Genomic DNA, 21,954 nt, shown 5'->3' with positions numbered 1-21,954 from the left:
TGCCGTCTTACAACGGGCGTTGTCCAGCCAGACACACCCAGCCATCGCGCTCTTGCCAGACCGACAAAGGCAGGTAAGAGGAATAGACCTCGATCATTTCCTCGGCCTGCCAATCGTAAATGCCGGACAGGATCAGATGTCCGCCCGGTTTGACGCGGTTGGCCAGCATGGGAGCCAGCATACGCAGGGGATTGGCCAGAATATTGGCAACGACCAGATCGGTTTGCCCGGCGGGCATGGCATCGGGCAGCAAGCCTTCAACCTCGACCTGATTGACTTGCGCATTGTAGCGCGTGGCAATCACGGCTTGCTCGTCGATATCCACGCCGACGGTATGGCCTGCGCCCAGCTTGCGGGCCGCAATCGCCAAAATACCGGAACCACAACCGTAGTCCAGGACGGTCTGACCGGCCTGCACATGGTGAGCCAGCCAATCCAGACACAGATGAGTCGTCGGATGACTGCCGGTACCAAACGCCAGGCCGGGGTCCAGTTCGATGCGAACCAGACCGTCTTCACCCTCTTGGGCGACCGGCAGATCCTCATCGTCCTTGTGCCAACTGGGCACAATCAAAATACGGTCGCCCACCGGGATGGGGCCGAACTGCGATTGCGTCAAACGAACCCAATCCTGATCGGGCACTTCGCGCACGCTCCATTGGGCTTTTTCAGGTGTCAGCACACCGGCTTCAAAGAGCGGTTGCAGCAACTCTTCAGGCTCCAGCTCCTCGGGCAGCAAAGCGACAACCCGATTGCGATCCCAGGCCAGCACATCCGGTTCAATACCGGGTTCGCCAAACAGGGGCTTTTCCTGCTCGGTATCGCCGTCGGCATCTTCCACCGACACCGACAAGGCGCCAGCTTCAAGCAAAGCATCGGACAAGCGCTCGGCCTCGTGCTCCTGGCAGCTCAGTAAGAGTTCACGCATACATAGTTTCCATAAAGCAAAACAGGGGCGAGCCCCTGTTTTACATAATCATCATTCTTGACAGGTCAGACCGGTGGTCTGACCTGTTGCCGCCCTTACTTGTTACGTTGGGCCAGCTTTTGTTCCAGGTAGTGAATGCTGGTGCCGCCTGCCTTGAAGCTGGCGTCCTTCATCAATTCCCGGTGCAGATCCACGTTGGTCTTGATCCCTTCCACCACCATTTCGGACAAGGCAATGTCCATACGGGCAATGGCTTGCTCACGCGTTTTACCGTAGGTAATCAGCTTGGCAATCATGGAATCGTAGTACGGAGGCACGGTGTAACCGGTAAAGACATGCGAGTCGATACGCACGCCAGGGCCGCCGGGAGTGTGCCACTTGCTGACCAGGCCTGGGCTTGGTACGAAAGTGAACGGGTCTTCCGCGTTGATACGGCACTCGATCGAGTGGCCTTCAAATTCAATGTCACGCTGGCGCAGCACGAATTTCTCGCCTGCCGCCACTTTGATCTGCTCTTGAACCAGATCAATGCCAGTGATCATTTCAGTGATGGTGTGCTCAACCTGAATACGGGTGTTCATCTCGATAAAGAAGAACTCGCCGTTTTCGTACAGGAACTCGAAAGTACCTGCACCGCGGTAACGCATCTTGCGGCAGGCGTCAGCACAACGCTCGCCAATACGTTCGATCAGGCGACGGGCAATACCAGGAGCCGGTGCTTCTTCAATCACTTTCTGGTGACGACGCTGCATGGAGCAATCGCGCTCGCCCAGCCAAATAGCATTGCGTTCACCATCAGCCAATACCTGAATTTCGATATGGCGTGGATTCTCGAGGTACTTTTCCATGTACACCTCGGGATTGTTGAACGCGGCTGCGGCTTCGGTTTTGGTCGTGGCAACCGCTGTCAACAAGGCTGCTTCGGTGTAGACCACGCGCATGCCACGGCCACCACCACCGCCAGAGGCTTTGATGATGACTGGGTAGCCTACTTCACGCCCGATGCGAATAATTTCAGCCGGGTCGTCCGGCAAGGCGCCGTCCGAACCGGGAACCACAGGCACACCGGCCTCGATCATGGCTTTTTTGGCCATGACCTTATCGCCCATCGTACGGATGCTCTCGGGACGTGGACCGATAAAGACAAAACCGCTCTTTTCGACACGATCAGCGAAGTCCGCGTTTTCAGCCATAAAGCCGTAGCCAGGGTGAATGGCTTCCGCATCTGTGACTTCTGCTGCCGAGATAATGGCAGGCATGCTCAGGTAGCTGTCACGTGCCTGGGCGGGGCCAATACACACGGCCTCGTCAGCCAGACGCACGTACTTGGCACCACGATCAGCTTCAGAATAAACGACGACTGTCTTGATACCCATCTCGCGGCAAGCGCGTTGGATACGCAAGGCAATTTCGCCCCGATTGGCGATTAGGATTTTTTCAAACATATCATCAACCGATGACGAACAGAGTCTGACCGTACTCCACCGGTCCGCCGTTTTCAACCAGAATTTCTTTGATGACGCCGGACTTGTCGGCTTCAATCTCGTTGAGCAGCTTCATGGCTTCGATAATGCACAGGGGCTCGCCTTCTTTGACCGATTGGCCAACTTCTACAAAGGGAGCGGCGCCTGGGCTAGGAGCACGGTAGAAAGTACCGACCATCGGAGCCTTGACAGCATGGCCCTCGGGAACGGCGGGTGCAGCGGGAGCACCTGCGGCCGGGGCTACTACCTGGGCTACAGGAGCCTCGGGAGCATAGACCACGGGAGCTGCCGAGCTTTGCGAGAATTTAACAATACGAACCTTGTCATCACCTTCAGTGATTTCCAGTTCGGCAATGCCAGACTCGGCTACCAGATCGATCAGGGTTTTGAGTTTTCTAAGATCCATGCGTACTTCCCGCAACGCCGCACTAGCCACTGACTGGGTCAGGACGGCATTAAAAAAATATTGGTCAAAAAAACGAAACGAACCGCCTAACTATTCAAAGCAAACCGCAGAGCGGCTTCATAACCGTAGGCCCCCAAACCAACAATGACACCGCTAGCGATGTCAGAGAGATAGGAGTGGTGACGGAACGGCTCACGACGGTGAACATTGGACAGATGAACTTCAATAAACGGAATACCGACACCGGCAAGTGCATCCCGTATCGCCACACTGGTGTGCGTATAGGCCCCAGCATTGATAAGGATGTAATCGACGCCCTCGGCACGGGCTTGATGAATTCGATCGACGAGCCCGCCTTCGTGATTGCTCTGAAAAAAATGACACTGCGCGCCATGCTGATCGGCCAGCACCTGTAAACCGCTGTTAATGTCATCGAGCGTCTGATGTCCGTAGACATCGGGTTCTCGTGTTCCCAGCAGGTTGAGGTTAGGCCCGTTAAGGACCAGGACATGTTTCGCCATAGCGGATTTTTCGTCAAGACAGACCGCCTTTTTACGCTAAATAACGTCATTTGTCCATAAACCTGCTTGGCTTACAAACGGTTAGCATTGGTTCTATCCCGTTTTAAACAGGGACCCGGCTGAGCGGCAATTTGACGAAATTAAGCGAAAAAGTCGGCCAGTTAGCGTTGAGCCTTAATAACTTCGTCCAACTTTTCTGGATCTATCTGGCCCAAAATGCGTTCGCTGACCCGGCCATTGCTGCCAAAGACCACGGTAAAGGGCAAACCGCCCTTTTTATTACCCACGCTGCGCATTTGTTTCAGGCCACCTGAACCGGCCAGCAAGATGTCGTAGCTGACTGGCACGCGGCTCAAGAACTCCGTCACATTATCCAGCGAGTCCACGGCAATGCCGACAAAGCTCACGTCCGGATAGCGTTTATGCAATTCCTGCAGGTCCGGCATTTCCTTGACGCAGGGGGCGCACCAGGTCGCCCAGAAGTTGACCACCAGGGGCTTGCCTATATAAGTAGAGAGAGCGCGATCCTCACCTTGAAGATCCTTGAAGCTTTGTGCGAGAAAAGGGTCTGAAGGCAGCAAACTGGCCCAAGGGGCAGGATGCAGGGCCACAAGACTGGCACACACTAGCGATTTCTGCAGAAAAAGACGCCTACTCATACCGGCTCACACCTGAAAAAATATCATCTGAGGATGATAGCACCGGCTCTAACCAAAGCTCACGCATCAGATCAAACAGTCGTCTAGAATACAGGCCGGAGGATTGTCATGCACATACATATACTAGGAATTTGCGGCACATTCATGGGCGGTCTGGCCCTGATTGCCCGTTCGGCTGGCCATACAGTTACAGGTTGCGATGCCGGGGTCTACCCGCCCATGAGCACGCAACTGGAAGAACAAGGCATTGCCCTGATTGAAGGCTTTGGCGCGGAACAGACCAGCCTGTCCCCTGATCTCTATATAGTGGGCAATGTGGTGACACGCGGTAATCCTCTGATGGAAGCCATTCTGGATCAGGGCCTGCCCTACACCTCCGGTCCCCAATGGCTGGGTGAAAACATCCTGCACAAGCAGCACGTTCTGGCGGTGGCCGGTACGCACGGCAAAACCTCCACCAGCTCCATGCTGGGCTGGATTCTGGAACAGGCCGACCTGTCGCCCAACTTCCTGATTGGTGGTGTGGCTCCCGGCCTGGGCGTATCCGCCCGCTTCAACCCCGAACAATCCCTGTTTGTGATCGAGGCTGACGAATACGACACCGCCTTTTTCGACAAGCGCTCCAAATTTGTCCATTACCGCCCCCGCACGGCCATTCTGAACAATCTGGAATACGATCACGCTGACATCTTCCCCGATCTGCACGCTATCCAGACCCAATTCCACCATCTGGTACGTACTATCCCCTCCACCGGCCTGATTCTGCGCCCCACCCACACCCCCAGCCTGGACGAAACCCTGGCCCGAGGTTGCTGGACGCCGGTCGAGCAGTTTGGCCCCGAAGGAGATTGGGACAGCAAGGCACTCGGCCCCACCTCTTTTGAAGTGATTTTCAAAGGACAGGTCCAAGGCATTGTTCAGTGGACGCTGACTGGCGAACACAATCGCCTGAACGCCCTGGCCGCGATTGCTGCTGCCCACCATGTAGGCGTAAAGCCCGAGCAGGCTTGCGCGGCACTGAGCCAATTTGCTGGCATCAAACGCCGTATGGAAGTGCGTGGTGTAGTCAATGACATTACCGTCTATGACGATTTTGCCCATCACCCGACTGCCATTGCCACCACACTGGCCGGTTTACGCAGCCAGACAGGTAAAGCCACCCGGATTCTGGCCGTGCTGGAGCCCCGCTCCAACACCATGAAGCTGGGCGCGATGGCCGCCCGCCTGCCGGGTTCACTGGAAGAGGCTGATCTGGTGTTTTGCTATGGCGAAGCACAAGGCAAGCACGCGCTGGGTTGGGATGCAGCCCAAGTCCTGGCTCCTTTGGGTGATCGCGCCACAGCGTGGACTGATTTGGATAAAATGGTTCAGGCCATTGTTCAGGCCAGCCAGCCCGGCGACGCCATTGTCGTGATGAGTAACGGCAGTTTTGGCGGCATTCATCAGCGCCTGCTGGATCAACTGTCACGCTGACCCTCTCTATATATAGCAGGTGCTCCCATGATCCTCTATCTACACGGCTTTCGTTCCTCGCCTTCGTCCTATAAAGCGCAGCGCCTGAAACAAACCCTGGAAGACAGAGGCTTGTTGCACCTGTGGCGCTGCCCGCAGTTGCCCGCCAGCCCGGCCCAGGCCATTGCCATGTGCAAGCGGATTGTGGACACGGAAATGCAGGCAGGTATGGGGGCTGATCAATTATGTGTGATCGGCTCCTCATTGGGCGGTTACTATGCCAGCCACCTGGCCCAGTTCTATCACAGCCGAGCCGTCTTGCTAAACCCGGTGGTCTACGCAGGACGGGATCTGGCTACGCAGGTAGGCGAGCATGTCTGTTATCACTCGCCCGACCCGTTTCACTTCCTGCCCGACTATGTGGATGAGCTTAACGACATTCACGTACCGCGCCCCAGCGATCCCCAGCGTTTTTACCTGCTGGCCGCCAAAGGTGATGAAGTCCTGAACTGGCGCGAGATGGCGGACTGGTACAAAGGCAGCCAAGGACACATTCTGGAAGGCGGAGACCACGGCCTGACCGACTTTGATCCCTGGATCGACGAAATTTTGCGCTTTGCCCTGCAACAACCTTAACTATCTTTACCGGATGGCCAGCACCATCCAGATGGAAAATCATGTACGTCCTTTTTGAAGACAGCGGTAATTTCAAAGCAGAAAAAATATTTTCTGACAGCGATACCACCATGCAGGTGGAATCCGCGTCTGGCAAACGCAGCAAAATAAAGAAAAACAGCGTTCTATTTACCTTCGAGCAACCTGCCCCGGCAGAGCTGCTGGAAAAAGCGCAAGCGCTGGCCGAATCCCTGGATATCAACTTTTTGTGGGAATGCGCCCCCCAGGACGAGTTTGAGGCATCCACGCTGGCACAAGAATATTTCGGCCACGCACCCAGCGCCATCGAAAAAACCGGCACCATCTTTGCCCTGCACAGCGCACCAGCCTACTTCCACCGCCGTGGCAAAGGTCTGTACCGCCCTGCTCCTCCCGACATTCTGCAAGCTGCCCTGGCCGCGATTGAAAAGAAGCGCCTGCAACAAGAACAAATCCAGACTTGGGCCGAGCAGATGATCAAGGGCGAGTTGCCGCCCGAAGTTGCCGAAAAAGCAGGCACCTTCCTGACCCAGCCAGACAAGAACACGCTGGAATGGAAAGCCTTTGATCAGGCCCAGAAAGAACTGGGCGTCAGCACCGAGAAACTGTTGCTGTCGCTAGGCGCCTGGTCCAATCCCCTGACCTTGCACCAACACCGTTTCCTGGCCTCCCATTTCCCCAAAGGAACAGGTTTCCCCGCTGTTGCCCTGCAAAGCTGGGGTCAGGACTTGCCTGAAGCCAATGTCACCGCCTACTCGGTGGACGATGCCAATACCATTGAAATTGACGATGCCCTGTCCGTCCAGCACCCGGAGCCGGGCCGTCTGCGTATCGGGGTTCATATTGCCGTGCCTTCGCTGGCGATGGCACGTGGCAATGAAATTGACCAGATCGCGCGCAACCGCATGGCTACGGTGTACACACCGGGCTACAAGATCCCCATGTTGCCGCCCGAACTGATTGCGCACTTTTCCCTGGATCAAGGGAAAACTCGCCCTACCCTGTCACTGTATGTAGACGCAGACATCAGCACCGGCGAGATTCTGTCGCACCAGACCCGTCTGGAACGCATTACCGTGGCGGGCAACTTGCGTCAGCACGAACTGGACCCGCTGATCAGCGAAGAAGCCCTGGCCGACGAAAATGCCGAGCTGCCCTATGCAGAATGGCTGCGCCCGCTGTGGAATTTCTCGCGCCAACTGTCGGCCCAGCGTGAAGCCGTGCGTGGCAAGCCTGAAAACAATAATCGCGTGGAATACAGCTTTGAGCTGGATGGCCCGCACGATGATCCTAATTCCATCATTCGTCTGGTGCCTCGCGTGCGTAATGCGCCGCTCAGTCTGCTGGTGGCCGAATACATGATTCTGGCCAATCAACTGTGGGGCGGCTTGCTGGCCGAGCACAATGTGCCCGGTATTTACCGCTCCCAACAGTTCATGCGTACGCGCATGTCCACCACACCCGGCCCGCACGACTCCATCGGCGTACCGCAATACATCTGGTCCACCTCGCCATTGCGTCGCTATGTGGACCTGATCAATCAGGGCCAGATTCTGGCAGCTGCCGAACACGGAATTTCTGCGCGTCTGGCCGCCCCCTTCCAGCCCAAGGATGCTGATTTGTACGCCATTATTGGCGCCTTTGAATCGCAATACACCCAGTGGTCGGATTACCAGTCCTCCCTGGAGCGCTTCTGGTGCCTGCGCTGGCTGCAACAAAACGACATCAAGCAAGTTCAGGCCAACTTCATCAAGGAAGACCTGCTGCGTTTGAGCAATGCGCCTCTGGTACTGCATGTCCCCGGCCTGCCAGCGCTGGAGCGTGGTCAGGAAGTGACGCTCGATCTGCTGTCTTTTGATGAGCTGGCTTTGACGGTGGAAGCTCGTTTACGCTCGGTCGCCACGGCTGACTGACGACCATGGCCACGCTCGACCGCCGCCACGCACCCAAAGATTATCTATGGTTGGCGGTCGCCCTTTCGGCCCTGATCCACCTTTTGCTGATTTTCTGGCCTGCTCGTGCGCCCTTGCCCGCCGCAGCCCAGAGTCTGGATGTGGCGCTGGTCAATTTCAGTACCGACTCGGTGCCACTGCACCCCCAACTGCTGGCCCAACTGAATCTGGACGGTGGCGGAGAGCATCAGCAAGGGCAAGCCAGCAACCCTCTTCCGCTCACTGATCCCAATCTGCCCAATCAATTAGTGCTGGAAGCCTTGCGCGCGCGCCAGCAAAGCCTGGAAGCGGAACAGCAGCGTCTGCTGGGCGAACTGGAAAGTCAGGATAAAGCGCCCCCCTCGACACCCAGCCCTGAATATATTGGTGCGTCCATTGAGCCTGGCCCCGACGACCACGATCTGGACCCGCAAGTTCAAAACAGCCAGCTGGCCATTTTGCGCGAGCAAATTCGTGAACAGCAACGCCAGCCCCGCTACCACTACGTAGGCCCCAGTGCCAAAGCCAGTGATCAAGCCCAGTACCTGGATCAATGGCGTCAGAAAATTGAGCAGACCGGCACACGCCACTACCCCAAGCAAGCAGGCGAGCAGCTCTATGGCCAGCTTCAGATGACCGTCTATATCCGGCGCGATGGCAGTCTTTTACGTGCCCAGATTACCCAAGCTTCTGAGCAGGCAGCCTTGAATCTGGCTGCCCGCCGCATTGTGGAACTGGCCGCCCCTTTTGCACCGTTGCCCGAACAATTGGCACCCGGCTCGGATGTGCTGGTGATCACCCGAACCTGGAGTTTCACGCATGACAAACTCAGTATGCACAGCCCGGGCTCACCCTAAGACCGTATTGTCCACAGCAAGCTCTAGTTAAAGCAGACCCTGGGGTAAAATACGTCCTTTCAGCCTCGGTGCTGACACCTCACAACAAGACACGCATCGCTTAACCATGCCCGACACGACTCCTGCCAAGCGCTACGGCGTTATTGGTCACCCTATCGAGCACAGCCGCTCGCCACAAATCCATACGCAGTTTGCCAGCCAGTTCAATCTGGCCCTAAGCTACGAACGCATTCTTGCACCCCTGGATGGCTTTAGCGCCACGGTGGAGGAGTTCTTCAAAGACGGCAGCGGCCTGAACGTGACCTTGCCGTTCAAAGAGCAAGCCTATGACCTGGTGGGCTCGAATCTGAGCCGCCGTGCCCGCATGGCCGGGGCCGTCAATACACTGTGGCTGGAAAATGGCCAGTTGCATGGCTGCAATACGGACGGCGTGGGCCTGTGCGCGGACCTGCTGCGCGTCGGCCATAACCCGGAAGGCAAGCGCATCTTGCTGATTGGTGCGGGCGGTGCCTCGCGTGGGGTCGTGTTCCCCTTGCTGGAAGCGGGTTGCGAGCTGCTGCACATTATCAATCGCACCAGCGCCAAGGCCTACGACATCCGTGAACAAGTGGTTGCCCTGGACCCGGATGCCTCGCGTCGTCTGAGCGCAGGCGGTCTGGATGACCACTGTGGCGACTGGGACATCGTGATCAACGCTACCTCGGCCAGCCTGAACCAGAATCTGCCCGAACTGCCGGACGCCCGCTACCGCAGCAACTCCCTGGCCTACGATATGTTCTACGCCAGCGAACCTACCGCCTTCATGCGCGCTGCCGAACAGGCTGGTGCCACCCATAGCAAAGATGGCTTGGGCATGCTGGTCGGCCAGGCCGCAGCCAGCTTTCAGATTTGGCATGGTGTCGAGGCCGATGTAGAACCCGTACTGGCCAGCTTGCGCCAGGCTATCGGACAAGTCTGACGTGCGTCGCCTTCTGGCCCACCCCTGGAAACTGGCTGGCCTGGCCGTTCTGGCCGTGGCCGCTGGTGTCCTGCTCTATCAGATCGCCCTCTTTTTGATGGTGCTCTGGTATAGCGTGGTGCCGCCCCGCATGACCACCTTTATGGCGGCAGAACAGGGCCAGTTGCGCAGTACCAATGCCGACGCTGAATTACGCTACCAATGGGTCCCCTACGACCAGATCAATGCGAACTTGAAGCGCGCGGTGATTGCATCCGAAGACTCGAACTTCCTGAACCATTCCGGAGTCGAATGGGATGCCATCCGTAAAGCCTGGGAATACAACCGTCGCCAGTCGGAAAAGGGCTCTGCCCGCCGCCGCGGTGGCTCTACTATTTCCCAGCAGTTGGCCAAGAATCTGTTTCTATCGGAATCACGCAGTTATTTTCGTAAAGGCCAGGAGTTGATTCTGACCTATATGATTGAAACCGTCATGAGCAAGGAACGCATCCTGGAGCTGTACCTGAACGTGGCCCAATGGGGAGAAGGAGTATTTGGCGCCCAAGCCGCTTCGCGCCATTACTTCAAAATTGATGCCGCCAAGCTCAGCGCCCTGCAAGCCGCCAAGCTGGCGGGCATGTTGCCCAACCCAGCCTACTATGACAAAAACCGTAACAGCCCCTATCTGCAATCGCGCACGCGCACCATCAGTCAACGTATGCGACAAGTCGCTATTCCCTGACTGCAATCCGCATTTTTGTTAAGCTAGCCACGTCTTTCCTGGGCCCTATTTTCATGCGCACCGCTCGCCGCTATCTCGCTTCCGAAATCTATCGCTCCAGCGCCGTGGTGCTGATTGCCTTGCTTGGCCTGTTTACCTTTTTCGCCCTGATCGAAGAGCTGGACAAAGTCGGCTCCAAATTTACCTTGGCCAATCTGTTCTACATTCAGGCGCTAGAACTGCCCACCCGTTTGTACGATTTGCTGCCCATCGGTTTGCTGATTGGGGCCACCCTGGCTTTGGCCAGCCTGGCCCAGCGCAATGAGCTGGTTATCTTGCGAGCCTCGGGCGTCAGCGGCCTGCACATGATGCTGATGCTCTGGACCATCACACTACCCCTGGTAGGCGGTGCCTTTGTATTGTCCGAGTATGTCACCCCAATGGCCGAGATCAAATCCAGCGAACAAGGCATGGCCCTGCTGGGCCGCTCAGGGGGTGGACGGCTCGAAAGTGGATATTGGTTCAAAGAGAGCAATGACAGTGGTGGCGTACGCATCATCAATATTGCCAATCTGCAGGGCAATGGCAACGTGACAGATGTCAGTGTGTTTGACTTCACTGACGGACAACGCCTGAACACCATGACACAAGCACCCACTGGCCAGTTCCACAAGAACCAACTGGACTTGCAGGACGTTACCGAAACCCATTTGAGTGAACAGTCCCACAAGGCCCTGGCGCAAGACAAAGCACCCGATCAGCCTTTGGTGCGTATTGAAAAACGCCCGGACCTGACACTGACCACCACACTGACGCCCGACCGTCTGATTGCCCGTGTGGTCACCCCCGAGCGCATGTCCATTCTGGATTTGAAGGACTACATCGGCTATCTGGACGCGAACAAGCTGCAAACCAAACGTCAGGTTGTGGCCCTGTGGCGCAAAGTGGCTTACCCCTTTACCTTGCTGGTCATGATTACCATTGCTGCACCTATCGGCTTCATGCAAACCCGCCACGGCGGTGTGGGAACCAAGGTCTTTACCGGCATCTTGCTGGGCGTGGGCTTTTTCATGATCAACCAGCTTGCCCTGAACGTAGCCATGCTTAGCAATCTGGCGCCGTGGGTCACGGCACTGGTGCCGAACTTGGTCGCTATGGCTATGGCCTTGAGTGCTCTTATCATGATGGAAAACCGGCACAACCGGCGACGTCGCAACTCCAGCACAACCAACTAAATCATGTCCCTAGCAACTTCCCCCGCCATCTGGGCGATTGGTGATATTCAAGGCTGCTGCCGCCCCCTGGACAGCTTGCTCAGCCATCCTGATGTGGCGGCTGACAGCCAGGCCACCTTCTGGTTTGCGGGCGATCTGGTCAACCGCGGCCCGGACTCTCTGGGTGCCCTGCGTCTGATTCGCTCTCTGGGTGATCGCGCTGTTTGCGTGCTGGGCAACCACGACATTCACTGCCTGGCGGTTGCTGCCGGGGTACGCAAGTCCGGCAAGCAGGATACCTTGCAGGAACTGCTGGCTGCGCCAGACGCGCAAGAGCTGCTGGACTGGCTGCGACACCAGCCCCTGGCTCATTACGAGCATGGACATTTGATGGTTCATGCCGGTGTGCATCCTGACTGGAGCCCAGAACAGGCGCTGGAATACGCCCACGAACTGGAAACGCTGCTGCGTGCGGATGACTGGCAAGACAAGATTATCGAATTGTTCGGCAACAACCCCGACCGCTGGGATGCCGAACTGCAAGGCTACGACCGTCTGCGTGCCATTGTCAGCACCCTGACCCGCATGCGCATGTGCGATGTGAATGGCCATATGGACTTCAAGCACAAGGGTGCGCCTGATACCGAGTCCGGCTTGCTGCCTTGGTACGAACTACCGAATCGCGCCTGTGCCCACGTGCCTATTATTTTTGGTCATTGGTCTACCTTGGGCTTGCTGAACACGCCTACCGTGATCAGCCTGGATACGGGTTGTGTCTGGGGACGCCAGTTAAGCGCGGTCCGTTTGCAGGACCGTCATCTGGTACAAATTCATTGTCCAGAAAGCAAAAAGCCGACCTGAACCCAGGCGGCCTGGCCCTTTAGACTTCTACTGCAAGCTCTTCAGGACACACAATGGCGCGGACTTGCTCCCTGGCCTGCTGCGCCGTCTGTGAACGCCCCCACTCCGTACAGGACTGAGCGGGAATCAATTCCAGAAAATGACAATGCACGGACACCTTGCGGGCGCTTAACAAGACCCAGATATTCGCAACCAGGGATTGTTCACCCACAAAAGCAAAACGCTCGGTGCGTTGCCCTGCGTGTTCAAACACCAAGGCCATAGGCTGAATATCCACATTCAAGGCAATGGCAGCCTCAAACAAACTGGCATGAAAGGGCCGCACATCCAGCCCCGTGGATGTTGTGCCTTCAGGAAAGAGCCCAACCGCATCACCCCGCTCGAAGCAGGTAGCCATTTGCTGGCTGACAATCTGAATGGCGCGACGCTGGCCACGCTCGATAAATACGGTCCCTGCACCGGCAACCAGCCAGCCGATGACAGGCCAGCGCCGAATATCGCTTTTGGCAATAAAAGACGTGCAGCGCACACTATTGATGACGAAGATATCCAGCCAGGACACGTGATTGGAGACATAGAGCACGGCGCGATCCTGCACAGCCTGACCATGCGCAATAACACGCACACCGCAGATACGCATCAACAGGCGTGACATCAGCAGTACCATGACGCGACGCCCACCTGGGCGCAATACCGGAAAAACCAGGCCGACGCTGAACAGACCGAATAAGATCCACACAATCAGGGCGACGGCGCGCCAACTAAAACGAAATAAACTAATCAAAAGGCTGCAACCTTGTAGAGGGCTCAGGCCCGTGGCAGGCTATCCAGATATCGCTGCAGGATTACGCAGGCTGCCATGGCATCATCATCGTCATTATTGCCCAGCAATTCTTGAGCTTCCATACTGGAGCCCCGCTCATCGACCAGGTCTACTGCTACGCCGTAGCGACCATGCAGTTGGTTGGCGAAACGCCGACACCGCAGCGAAGCATACTGCTCGCCACCATCCAGGGTCAAAGGCAAACCCACCACGACGCGATCAGGCTGCCATTCTTTTAGCAAAGCCTCGATAGCCGCAAAGCGCTGTTCCCGCGTGACGGGCCGCAAAATCGTATAAGGGCGGGCCTGGCGCGTCAAGGTATTACCTAAAGCCACACCAATTTTTTTCAGGCCATAGTCAAAGGCCAGCAAGGTTTGCGCCGAGCTGACCGTTGACGGGGTTTCGTGTTCAGGCATGGCCCGCAGCACCTGTCAGGGTAAAAGGACTGATTCCCAGCAGAGCAAGGGCACGATCGTAGCGCTCGCCGACTGGCGTAGAGAACAAGATTTCATGGGTGGCTTTAATGCTCAGCCAGGCATTGTCAGCCATCTCGCTTTCCAACTGACCGGCACCCCAACCGGCGTAGCCCAGCGTAACCAGCATATGCACTGGTCCCTGGCCTTGAGCCACATCCTGCAAAACATCGCGGGAAGTCGTCAGGGTCAGATCACCCACCCCCAAGCTGGAGGTATAGATTTTATCGGAGTCATGGAGAACAAAGCCGCGGTCCGTTTGCACAGGTCCGCCAAAGTAAACGGAGGTCGCGGCCAGATCCGCCCGGTTTTCTACGTCCACCTCGATACGAGACAGAAGCTCAACCAGGCTTAGATCCGTTGGTCGATTAATGACCAGACCCAAGGCGCCTTGTTCATTATGTTCACAGACATAAATCACCGTGTCGGCCAAGCTGCCCGATACCACACCGGGCATGGCAAGTAACAGGTGGTGCGTTAAATCAGCGCTTTCTTGGATTAGCGGGGACTGGCTAGTGGCACTCATACACACCTCCCGTCAAAACAAACCACCTTGGAACTTGAAATGATCACACCTGGATCATTTCAAAGTCTTCCTTACGAGCGCCGCATTCGGGACAGACCCAGTTTGGAGGGACATCTTCCCAGAGTGTGCCCGGCGCAATGCCTTCCTCAGGCAAGCCTGCTTCTTCATCATAAATCCAGCCGCAAATCAGGCACATCCACGTACGCATAGTATTCCTACTGTATTTGTAAACATAGTCCGATCCGCGTGCAAATCGGGGCAATCCATTAAAATGGGGTTCATATTACTAAATTACTCAACCCGTGACATCCAGAGCCGTGCTGGCCCTGCATGTGTAACCAAGACAAGATGGCTGCTGAAATCAAAAATTCAAGTCCTGCCCTGGCCCTCGTGCTGGCTCCCTATGACCCCAGCGGTGGGGCTCACCTGCCTGCGGATGCGATCACTGGCGCTCGTCTGGGCTGCCATATTGTCAGCGTTCCGACCGCCTTGCTGGTACGCGATAGCGCCCAGCAGGAAAACATCCAGACTCTGGCTGAAGACATTGCCGACGACCAGGCACGCTGCTTGCTGGAAGACATGAATATTCAGGCCATCAAGTGCGGCCCCGTCTACAGCCCCGAAATCGCCAGCATGGTGGCCGAGCTTTGCTCCGACTACCCCGAACTGCCCTTGGTCCTGCATTTAAGCGCCATGCCCACAGGCCTGGACGAGCTGGATGCAGACGACGCCCTGGATGCCAGTTTACGCCTGCTGCTGCCGCTCAGTTCTTTATTACTGATCGACCACCCCAGCCTGGAGCGCTGGCAAGCCGACGAACTGCTGGGCGACACCCCCGACGCCGTGGAAACCTTGCTGAATAACGGCGCCAATGCCGTACTGGTAACGGGCGTACCGGGTGCCGCCGGGCAGTGGCATACCCGTTTCCAGGGGCATCATGGCCGACTGGACTACAGCATTCCGCTCGATGGCGGTGTGCGCCAGCAGGACAGCGATAGTTTGCTGGCTACGGCTTGCCTGAGCTTTCTGGCTCAAGGCCACGAGCTGGATAACGCGGTAGAATCAGCCTTGCTGCATCTACAGGCACGCGCCACCGACACCTTCCAGCCCGGTATGGGCCACCGCCTGTTCAACCCTGTTGCTCCCCAAAATGACTGACGCCACCACCCTGCGCTTTCCTGCCGGTCTCTACGGCATTACTCCCGAATGGGACGACACCGCCCGCCTGTTGAACGCAGTGCGCGCCGCTCACGAAGGTGGTTTGCAGGTCTTGCAGTTTCGTCGCAAGAACGGCCCGGAACCAATCCGCCAGCAACAACTCAAAGAGTTGATCAAGTTATGCCTGTCTTTGGATCTGCCGTTATTGGTGAACGATCATTGGAGTTGGGCGCAAGAGTTTGACGTGCAAGGCGCACACCTGGGTAAAAGCGATGGCGAACTGACCCAGGCCCGTCAGGCACTGGGGCCGCAAGCCCTGCTGGGACGCTCCTGCTACAACAGTCTGGATCTGGCTCGCCAGGCCCTGGCGGACGATGCAGACTACATTGCCTTCGGGGCCATGTATCCATCCAGCGTCAAACCCGAAGCCCCACCGGCTGAACTGAACACCTTGCGACAAGCAAGACTGCTTTGCCAAGAACAAGAACACGAGGGACGGCGTGCTGCCATTGTGGCCATTGGCGGCATCACACCCGAGAAAATGCCCGAACTGCTGGAAGCAGGGGTTGATAGCGTTGCCGTTATCAGCAGCCTGTTTGAAACCAGCGATATACGCGCTACGGCGCAACGCTTTACCGACTACTTTCACGCCCAGGACTCATCGCGCTTTGTGCGCTGATCCCTTGCCTGGCCTTGACCTTTTCACATCTGGATTCTTGCCTCATGTCCCGTAACTCCGAACTTTTTGAACGTGCCTGCAAAGTCATCCCCGGCGGCGTCAACTCGCCTGTCCGTGCCTTCGGTTCCGTGGGCGGTACACCTTGCTTTATCGAACGCGCCCAAGGCCCTTACATCTGGGATGCAGACGGCCAGCAATACACGGACTACGTAGGTTCCTGGGGGCCGGCTATTCTGGGCCACTCCGATCCGGACGTTATCAAAGCCGTACAGGAAGCCGCCGTACACGGTCTGTCCTACGGCGCGCCTACCGAAGGCGAGGTCGTGCTGGCTGAAACCCTGACCAAGATGCTGCCATCCATCGAGCAAGTGCGTCTGGTCAGCTCCGGCACCGAAGCCACCATGAGCGCCATTCGTCTGGCCCGTGGCTTTACCGGCCGCAACACCATCATCAAATTTGAAGGCTGCTACCACGGCCACGCCGACAGCCTGTTGGTCAAAGCCGGTTCCGGCCTGCTGACCTTTGGCAACCCCACCTCGGCTGGCGTGCCCGCCGAATTCGTGGCCCACACTCTGGTGCTGGACTACAACAAGCTGGACGCCGTACGCGACGCCTTCAAACAAAAGGGCGATGAAATCGCTTGCGTGATCGTTGAGCCCTTTGCAGGCAATATGAATCTGGTACGCCCTGCCCCCGGTTTCCTGGAAGGCTTGCGCGAACTGTGTACCGAATACGGTGCCGTGCTGATTTTTGACGAAGTCATGACCGGCTTCCGTGTTGGCCCCCAAGGCGTGCAAGGTCTGACCAACATCCGCCCCGACCTGACAACACTGGCCAAAGTCATCGGCGGCGGTATGCCCGTTGGTGCCTTCGGTGGTCGCCGCGACATCATGCAATGCGTAGCCCCCGTAGGCGGCGTATATCAGGCAGGTACTCTGTCCGGTAACCCCGTAGCCGTGGCCGCCGGTCTGGCTACCTTGAAAAAACTGGCTCAACCCGGTTTCTACGACACCCTGACGGCCAATACCGCCAACTTGATCCAGGGCCTGAAAGCGGCTGCCAAAGAAGCAGGCATCCCGTTCACCGCCGACCACCAGGGCGGTCTGTTCGGTATCTACTTCAGCGAGAACGTCCCCACTTCCCTGGCCGAAGTCTCGGCTGGCGACATCGAACGCTTCAAGCAATTCTTCCACGCCATGCTGGACAAGGGCGTGTACTTTGCACCCTCGGCCTTTGAAGCCGGTTTTGTGTCGGTGCAGCACACCTCCGACATTACCGACGCAACCGTGCAAGCAGCCCGCGAAGTTTTTGCTAGCTTCAAAAACTAAAAACGCCGGACACAAAAAAGCGGGCCTAGGCCCGCTTTTTTATTGCCTGATGACTCAGTCCTGAGCCATCTGACGCAGCACAAAGCGCTGCAACTTGCCCGTTTCAGTACGAGGCAAGGAAGCTACAAACTCGATGGCACGCGGGTATTTGTACGGAGCGGCATTCTCCTTTACAAAATCCTGCAGCTTTTTCTTGAGCTCGTCACTGCCAGTAAAGCCGGGTTTGAGCACAATGAACGCCTGCACAATCTGGCCACGCTCTTCATCCGCAGCACCCACCACGCCGCACTCGGCCACAGCCTCGTGCTTGAGCAAGGTGCCTTCCACCTCTGGACCGGCAATGTTGTAGCCCGAAGAAACAATCATGTCGTCGTTACGGGCCTGGTAGTAGAGGTAGCCGTCTTCGTCCATCTTGAAGGTATCGCCAGGGAAGTTCCAACCACCTTGCACAAATTGCTTCTGACGTTCGTCGTTCAGATACTTGCAGCCCGTTGGGCCTTTAACGGCCAAACGGCCTACCGTACCGACCGGCACAGGATTGAGATCATCGTCCAGAATCGTGGCGACATAGCCAGGGACCACTTGGCCAATCGCACCGGCACGCACTTTTTCTGGCGGGCTGGACACGTACACGTGAATCATTTCCGTGCCACCAATACCGTCCGTCATCTCGATGCCGCTGGCCTGTTTCCAAAGCTGACGCGTCGCATCTGGCAAGGCTTCACCTGCCGATACGGTGGCACGCAAGCTGGCCAGGGAGTAACGATCCACCAAACCAGCCATCTGACGATAGAAGGTAGGTGCGGTAAAGCTCATGGTGACCTTGAAGCGATCAATCATGCCCAACAAATCCGAGGGTGTCAGACGCTCCAGCAAGACGGTAGACGCACCCACGCGCAGCGGGAAGCACAGCAAACCGCCCAGACCAAAGGTGAACGCTAAAGGAGGCGTACCGCAGACCACATCATCTGGCGTCAAACGCAGCACATGACGCGAGAAGGTGTCGCACATGGCCAGCACATCACGGTGGAAATGCATGCAACCTTTAGGCTGGCCAGTCGTTCCGCTAGTGAATGCGATCAGGCAAATATCATCAGCCGCCGTATCGCAAGCGGTGAACTCTTCAGGCTTGTCTGCCAGCAAGGCCTCCAGACCTGTGGCGCTTTCATCGTTAAAGCACAGCAGTTGCTTCAGCACGGGCGCATAAGAATCATGCGCGGAGTCCATGCAGTGCTCCAGCTCTTCACGCAGGCGCTCGTCACACAAGGCGGCATGGATCTCGGCCTTGTCCAGAATGGTCTTCAGTTCCACCGCACGCAGCAAAGGCATAGTGGGAACCGTCACCAGACCAGCCTTGATGCTGGCCAGCCAGCAAGCGGCCATCATGGGGTTATTGGGGCCACGCAGCAAAATCCGGTTGCCGGGCACCAGTTTCAGGTCCTCAACCAGGACATGCGCAATACGGTTGGTCAGCACGTCCAGTTGCTTGTAGCTCAGGCTGCGATTCTCATCGCCCTGTGCCCACTGCAAAGCCACGCGATCACCATGCCCCGCTGCTACCTGCTCCCCCAACAACGCAACAGCGCAATTAAGACGAGCGGGGTAGTCCACATCCGGATTTCCTTCCAGCAACATTTCCGGCCACCACTCCATGGGTGGCAGATTGTCGCGTGCAAAGGTATCAAGGTGCGCTGAACGTTCCATCCTTATCTCCTGCGTAGATTACGCCCCACTCAGGCGTAGACCCTGCTCTGACAAAGGCGCCAGCCAAATTGGCAAGGTCTATATTGTTTAGTTCTAAAGGATATTAGCAAAAAAAACGTCCCAACATCAGTAATCCCGACTACGGGTTATCCGCAGTAGCGCATCACCATCGGCTGTTTCAAGGGGTATCCTAACGAAGCCTGAAGATCCCTGAGGCCTGTGCGTGTGCATCAAAAAAAGAATAAGAAATGTCAGGATATAAGAAATAAATCGATCCGTAGCGTGGATTTTTTTCAATGAAGAAAAATTACGGCAAACATTATTTTTGAAACAAAAAAAAATATCAAAAATAGCAGGAAAGTGATTAGGCAAACAGGCGATATCCAGGCAAATGCCTTATACTTCAACTAAATAATCACTTGAATTTAGCCAGCTTATCGCCTCAGGTTCACGTCCGAGCGCAAGTAGGTCAATATTCAAAGCCGCGGCAGTGAAAGTAATAGCAGACAAGAGTTTGCATTTTTTTACCTAATGCTTTGCAAGCCCTGCCAGCGCTTTCCATGAAGTTGATTAATTTAAGCTTAAAAACGAATTTACTTTGATCTGTCGCAATGTCAAACTTCGATGCAGCCCCTAAGATACCCTCCAAGCTAACCCAGCTTGCTCATGGCTGCGGTCTGCGTCCTTCAAAGCTAAATATTTTGGACATGCACCATTAAGGCAAGCTATCTATGATCATGAACGATATCCCCGCTTCCGCCGTCGCCGATGCCGCTCCCGACTTGGAAAGCCGTGCCCATAGCGACGACCACTTCGACACCCGTCTGTGGCTCCGCTTGATGGCCTGCACCAATCTGGTTGAAGGCGAAATTCGCAGCCGACTGCGCACCGAACACACCACAACCCTGCCCCGCTTTGACCTGATGGCGCAATTGCAGCGTCAGCCCGCCGGCATGAAAATGAGCGAGCTGTCCCGCCACCTTATGGTTACCAACGGCAATATCACGGGCATTACCGATCAGTTGGAAAAAGAAGGCCTGGTCGAACGCATCAAGGTGCTGACCGACCGTCGCAGCTCCCTGATCCGCCTGACACCCAAGGGCAAGCGCCAGTTCAAGAAAATGGCTGCCTCCCACGAACAGTGGCTACAAGAGATGTTTGCCAACCTGTCGGAAAAGGCTCGTTCCAGCCTGTTTGAAGCGCTGGGCGAACTCAAGCTGATCACACGCAACAACGTGGCACTGGCCGCTCGCCAAAGCTAAAAACGCCACGCGACCAAAGCTATGCTCAGGCGGCTCAAAGCAAGTATCATTACTGCTTTGAGCCGCCTTTAACATTGTTTTCCGGATCGCGTCATGGCCGTTAATCTGTTCATCCCCTCTGAATCTGATATTTACCCCATTGCCGGTGTCAAAATCGGTATTACCGAAGCCGGTATCCGCAAGGCTAACCGACGCGACCTGACCGTGTTTGAACTGGCCCCCGGCACTAGCGTGGCGGGCGTGTTCACCACCAATCGCTTCCGTGCCGCCCCGGTGCAAGTGTGCGAAGCGCACTTGGCTACCCACGATGGCATTCGCGCCCTGGTCATCAACACCGGCAATGCCAACGCCGGTACTGGTCAGCTTGGCCTGGAAAAAGCCCAGCAAACGTGTAAAGAAGCGGCCCGTCTGCTGAACATTCTGCCCCAGCAAGTGCTGCCTTTCTCCACGGGCGTGATTCTGGAACCCCTGCCTATGGATCGCCTGCTAGGCGCTCTGCCCGCAGCGGTGAATGATCTGTCCGACAACAACTGGCTCAATGCTGCCCACAGCATCATGACCACCGACACGCAGCCAAAAATCGTATCGCGTCAGATTGAACTGTCCGGTAAAACCGTCACCCTGACAGGCATCAGCAAAGGCGCGGGCATGATTCGCCCCAATATGGCCACCATGCTCGGTTACCTGGCCACTGACGCCGGTATTGCTCCCGAACTGCTGCGCGATATGTGCCGTCTGGCGGCTGACCGCTCGTTCAACCGTATTACGGTTGATGGCGACACTTCCACCAACGACTCTTTCATCATCATGGCAACCGGCCAAAGCGGTGTGACGGTAGAATCCATTGCGGATCCTAACTACAACGCCTTGCTGGATGCCCTGGTCGACGCCTCGCGCGAACTGGCCCAGAAAATCGTGCGTGACGCTGAAGGCGCCACCAAATTCATGACGGTTCAGGTCGATGACGCCGGTTCCAGCGAAGAAGCCCTGAAAGTGGCATACGCCATCGCCCATTCGCCTCTGGTGAAAACGGCGTTCTTTGCCTCCGACCCGAACCTGGGCCGTATTTTGTGCGCTATCGGTTATGCCGGTATCACCGATCTGGACGTCAACAAGCTGCGTCTGTGGCTGGGTGATGTGCTGGTAGCGGTAGACGGTGGTCGCAACCCCGACTACCAGGAAGAAGACGGCCAGCGCGTCATGAAGGAAGCCGAAATTCTGGTGCGTGTTTCCCTGGGCCGTGGTCAACACAGCGAAACGGTCTACACCTGCGACTTCTCGCACGAATACGTGACCATCAACGCCGACTACCGCTCCTGATAAAAAAACCGCTTTCACCCAATCGGTAAAAGCGGTTTGGCACTTCAGACAGGCCC

Annotated in this window: 23 protein-coding genes; 13 read left to right on the top strand and 10 right to left on the bottom strand. The window is 56.5% G+C overall.

Going from position 1 to position 21,954, the window contains the following annotated elements; genetic code table 11:
- Window positions 1–7: 7 nt before the first annotated feature.
- The 5 genes from prmA to OSH09_RS09360 all read right to left on the bottom strand — a co-directional run bounded on the left by prmA (window position 8) and on the right by OSH09_RS09360 (window position 3,998).
- Complete coding sequence (prmA, locus tag OSH09_RS09380) at window positions 8–928, bottom strand: 50S ribosomal protein L11 methyltransferase (protein WP_266120827.1); 921 nt, start codon at window positions 926–928, stop codon at window positions 8–10.
- 95 nt (window positions 929–1,023) lie between these two features.
- Window positions 1,024–2,373: an acetyl-CoA carboxylase biotin carboxylase subunit gene (gene accC / locus OSH09_RS09375; RefSeq protein ID WP_207872201.1), complete on the bottom strand. Its 1,350-nt coding sequence runs from the start codon at window positions 2,371–2,373 to the stop codon at window positions 1,024–1,026.
- Between the two features lie 4 nt (window positions 2,374–2,377).
- Window positions 2,378–2,818, bottom strand: coding sequence for an acetyl-CoA carboxylase biotin carboxyl carrier protein (gene accB / locus OSH09_RS09370; protein ID WP_266120826.1), 441 nt, complete (start codon window positions 2,816–2,818; stop codon window positions 2,378–2,380).
- Window positions 2,819–2,904: 86 nt separating this feature from the next.
- Window positions 2,905–3,339: a type II 3-dehydroquinate dehydratase gene (gene aroQ / locus OSH09_RS09365; RefSeq protein WP_207872203.1), complete on the bottom strand. Its 435-nt coding sequence runs from the start codon at window positions 3,337–3,339 to the stop codon at window positions 2,905–2,907.
- A gap of 161 nt (window positions 3,340–3,500) precedes the next feature.
- Window positions 3,501–3,998, bottom strand: coding sequence for a TlpA family protein disulfide reductase (locus OSH09_RS09360; RefSeq protein WP_207872204.1), 498 nt, complete (start codon window positions 3,996–3,998; stop codon window positions 3,501–3,503).
- 108 nt (window positions 3,999–4,106) lie between these two features.
- Between OSH09_RS09360 and mpl the strand changes: the two genes are divergently transcribed.
- The 8 genes from mpl (at window position 4,107) to OSH09_RS09320 (ending at window position 12,625) form a co-directional block, all read left to right on the top strand.
- Window positions 4,107–5,471 carry a UDP-N-acetylmuramate:L-alanyl-gamma-D-glutamyl-meso-diaminopimelate ligase gene (gene mpl, locus OSH09_RS09355; protein WP_266120825.1) on the top strand — a complete coding sequence of 455 codons (1,365 nt, stop codon included), beginning with the start codon at window positions 4,107–4,109 and terminating at the stop codon, window positions 5,469–5,471.
- Window positions 5,472–5,498: 27 nt separating this feature from the next.
- On the top strand, window positions 5,499–6,086 hold the full coding sequence (locus OSH09_RS09350) for a YqiA/YcfP family alpha/beta fold hydrolase (RefSeq protein ID WP_266120824.1): 588 nt from the start codon (window positions 5,499–5,501) through the stop codon (window positions 6,084–6,086).
- 41 nt (window positions 6,087–6,127) lie between these two features.
- Complete coding sequence (locus tag OSH09_RS09345; protein ID WP_266120823.1) at window positions 6,128–8,017, top strand: ribonuclease catalytic domain-containing protein; 1,890 nt, start codon at window positions 6,128–6,130, stop codon at window positions 8,015–8,017.
- A gap of 5 nt (window positions 8,018–8,022) precedes the next feature.
- A complete protein-coding gene (locus tag OSH09_RS09340) occupies window positions 8,023–8,892 on the top strand; it encodes an energy transducer TonB (protein ID WP_266120822.1) in 870 nt (289 codons plus the stop codon).
- A 106-nt stretch (window positions 8,893–8,998) separates the two neighbouring features.
- Window positions 8,999–9,850 (top strand): shikimate dehydrogenase, encoded by an 852-nt coding sequence (gene aroE, locus OSH09_RS09335; protein WP_207872209.1) that lies wholly within the window; start codon window positions 8,999–9,001, stop codon window positions 9,848–9,850.
- 1 nt (window position 9,851) lies between these two features.
- Complete coding sequence (gene mtgA, locus OSH09_RS09330; protein ID WP_222668817.1) at window positions 9,852–10,571, top strand: monofunctional biosynthetic peptidoglycan transglycosylase; 720 nt, start codon at window positions 9,852–9,854, stop codon at window positions 10,569–10,571.
- A gap of 53 nt (window positions 10,572–10,624) precedes the next feature.
- Window positions 10,625–11,785, top strand: a complete 1,161-nt coding sequence (lptG, locus tag OSH09_RS09325; RefSeq protein ID WP_266120821.1) for an LPS export ABC transporter permease LptG — start codon at window positions 10,625–10,627, stop codon at window positions 11,783–11,785.
- A gap of 3 nt (window positions 11,786–11,788) precedes the next feature.
- Window positions 11,789–12,625 carry a symmetrical bis(5'-nucleosyl)-tetraphosphatase gene (locus tag OSH09_RS09320; protein WP_266120820.1) on the top strand — a complete coding sequence of 279 codons (837 nt, stop codon included), beginning with the start codon at window positions 11,789–11,791 and terminating at the stop codon, window positions 12,623–12,625.
- Window positions 12,626–12,644: 19 nt separating this feature from the next.
- On the opposite strand, the gene OSH09_RS09315 is transcribed toward OSH09_RS09320, so the two are convergent.
- From OSH09_RS09315 to OSH09_RS09300, 4 genes are all read right to left on the bottom strand, one after another.
- Entirely contained in the window at window positions 12,645–13,406 is a 762-nt protein-coding gene (locus OSH09_RS09315) for a lysophospholipid acyltransferase family protein (protein WP_376912180.1), read from the bottom strand.
- 26 nt (window positions 13,407–13,432) lie between these two features.
- Window positions 13,433–13,864 carry a Holliday junction resolvase RuvX gene (ruvX, locus tag OSH09_RS09310; protein WP_266120818.1) on the bottom strand — a complete coding sequence of 144 codons (432 nt, stop codon included), beginning with the start codon at window positions 13,862–13,864 and terminating at the stop codon, window positions 13,433–13,435.
- On the bottom strand, window positions 13,857–14,378 hold the full coding sequence (locus OSH09_RS09305) for a YqgE/AlgH family protein (protein ID WP_376912179.1): 522 nt from the start codon (window positions 14,376–14,378) through the stop codon (window positions 13,857–13,859). The genes ruvX and OSH09_RS09305 overlap by 8 nt, the downstream gene beginning before the upstream one ends.
- A 112-nt stretch (window positions 14,379–14,490) precedes the next feature.
- Window positions 14,491–14,655: a rubredoxin gene (locus tag OSH09_RS09300; protein WP_009460582.1), complete on the bottom strand. Its 165-nt coding sequence runs from the start codon at window positions 14,653–14,655 to the stop codon at window positions 14,491–14,493.
- Between the two features lie 140 nt (window positions 14,656–14,795).
- On the opposite strand from OSH09_RS09300, the gene OSH09_RS09295 reads away from it, so the two are divergent.
- The 3 genes from OSH09_RS09295 to hemL are packed head-to-tail and all read left to right on the top strand — an operon-like array spanning window position 14,796 to window position 17,612.
- A complete protein-coding gene (locus OSH09_RS09295; protein ID WP_222668821.1) occupies window positions 14,796–15,605 on the top strand; it encodes a bifunctional hydroxymethylpyrimidine kinase/phosphomethylpyrimidine kinase in 810 nt (269 codons plus the stop codon).
- Complete coding sequence (thiE, locus tag OSH09_RS09290) at window positions 15,598–16,284, top strand: thiamine phosphate synthase (RefSeq protein ID WP_207872215.1); 687 nt, start codon at window positions 15,598–15,600, stop codon at window positions 16,282–16,284. Before OSH09_RS09295 ends, thiE begins: the two co-directional genes overlap by 8 nt.
- 44 nt (window positions 16,285–16,328) lie before the next feature.
- Window positions 16,329–17,612 (top strand): glutamate-1-semialdehyde 2,1-aminomutase, encoded by a 1,284-nt coding sequence (hemL, locus tag OSH09_RS09285; RefSeq protein ID WP_207872216.1) that lies wholly within the window; start codon window positions 16,329–16,331, stop codon window positions 17,610–17,612.
- A 54-nt stretch (window positions 17,613–17,666) separates the two neighbouring features.
- Here the strand turns inward: hemL and OSH09_RS09280 are convergent, their stop codons facing one another.
- Window positions 17,667–19,316 carry an AMP-binding protein gene (locus tag OSH09_RS09280; protein WP_222668823.1) on the bottom strand — a complete coding sequence of 550 codons (1,650 nt, stop codon included), beginning with the start codon at window positions 19,314–19,316 and terminating at the stop codon, window positions 17,667–17,669.
- Between the two features lie 731 nt (window positions 19,317–20,047).
- Between OSH09_RS09280 and OSH09_RS09275 the strand changes: the two genes are divergently transcribed.
- Both OSH09_RS09275 and argJ read left to right on the top strand, forming a co-directional pair.
- Complete coding sequence (locus tag OSH09_RS09275; protein ID WP_207872218.1) at window positions 20,048–20,578, top strand: MarR family winged helix-turn-helix transcriptional regulator; 531 nt, start codon at window positions 20,048–20,050, stop codon at window positions 20,576–20,578.
- A gap of 93 nt (window positions 20,579–20,671) precedes the next feature.
- Entirely contained in the window at window positions 20,672–21,898 is a 1,227-nt protein-coding gene (argJ, locus tag OSH09_RS09270; protein ID WP_266120816.1) for a bifunctional glutamate N-acetyltransferase/amino-acid acetyltransferase ArgJ, read from the top strand.
- Window positions 21,899–21,954: the final 56 nt, after the last annotated feature.

Origin of the sequence: Alcaligenes parafaecalis (genome assembly GCF_026344135.1) — a bacterium.
GTDB classification, from domain to species: Bacteria; Pseudomonadota; Gammaproteobacteria; order Burkholderiales; family Burkholderiaceae_B; genus Alcaligenes; species Alcaligenes parafaecalis.
This window is presented reverse-complemented; position numbering and strand designations above follow the sequence as displayed.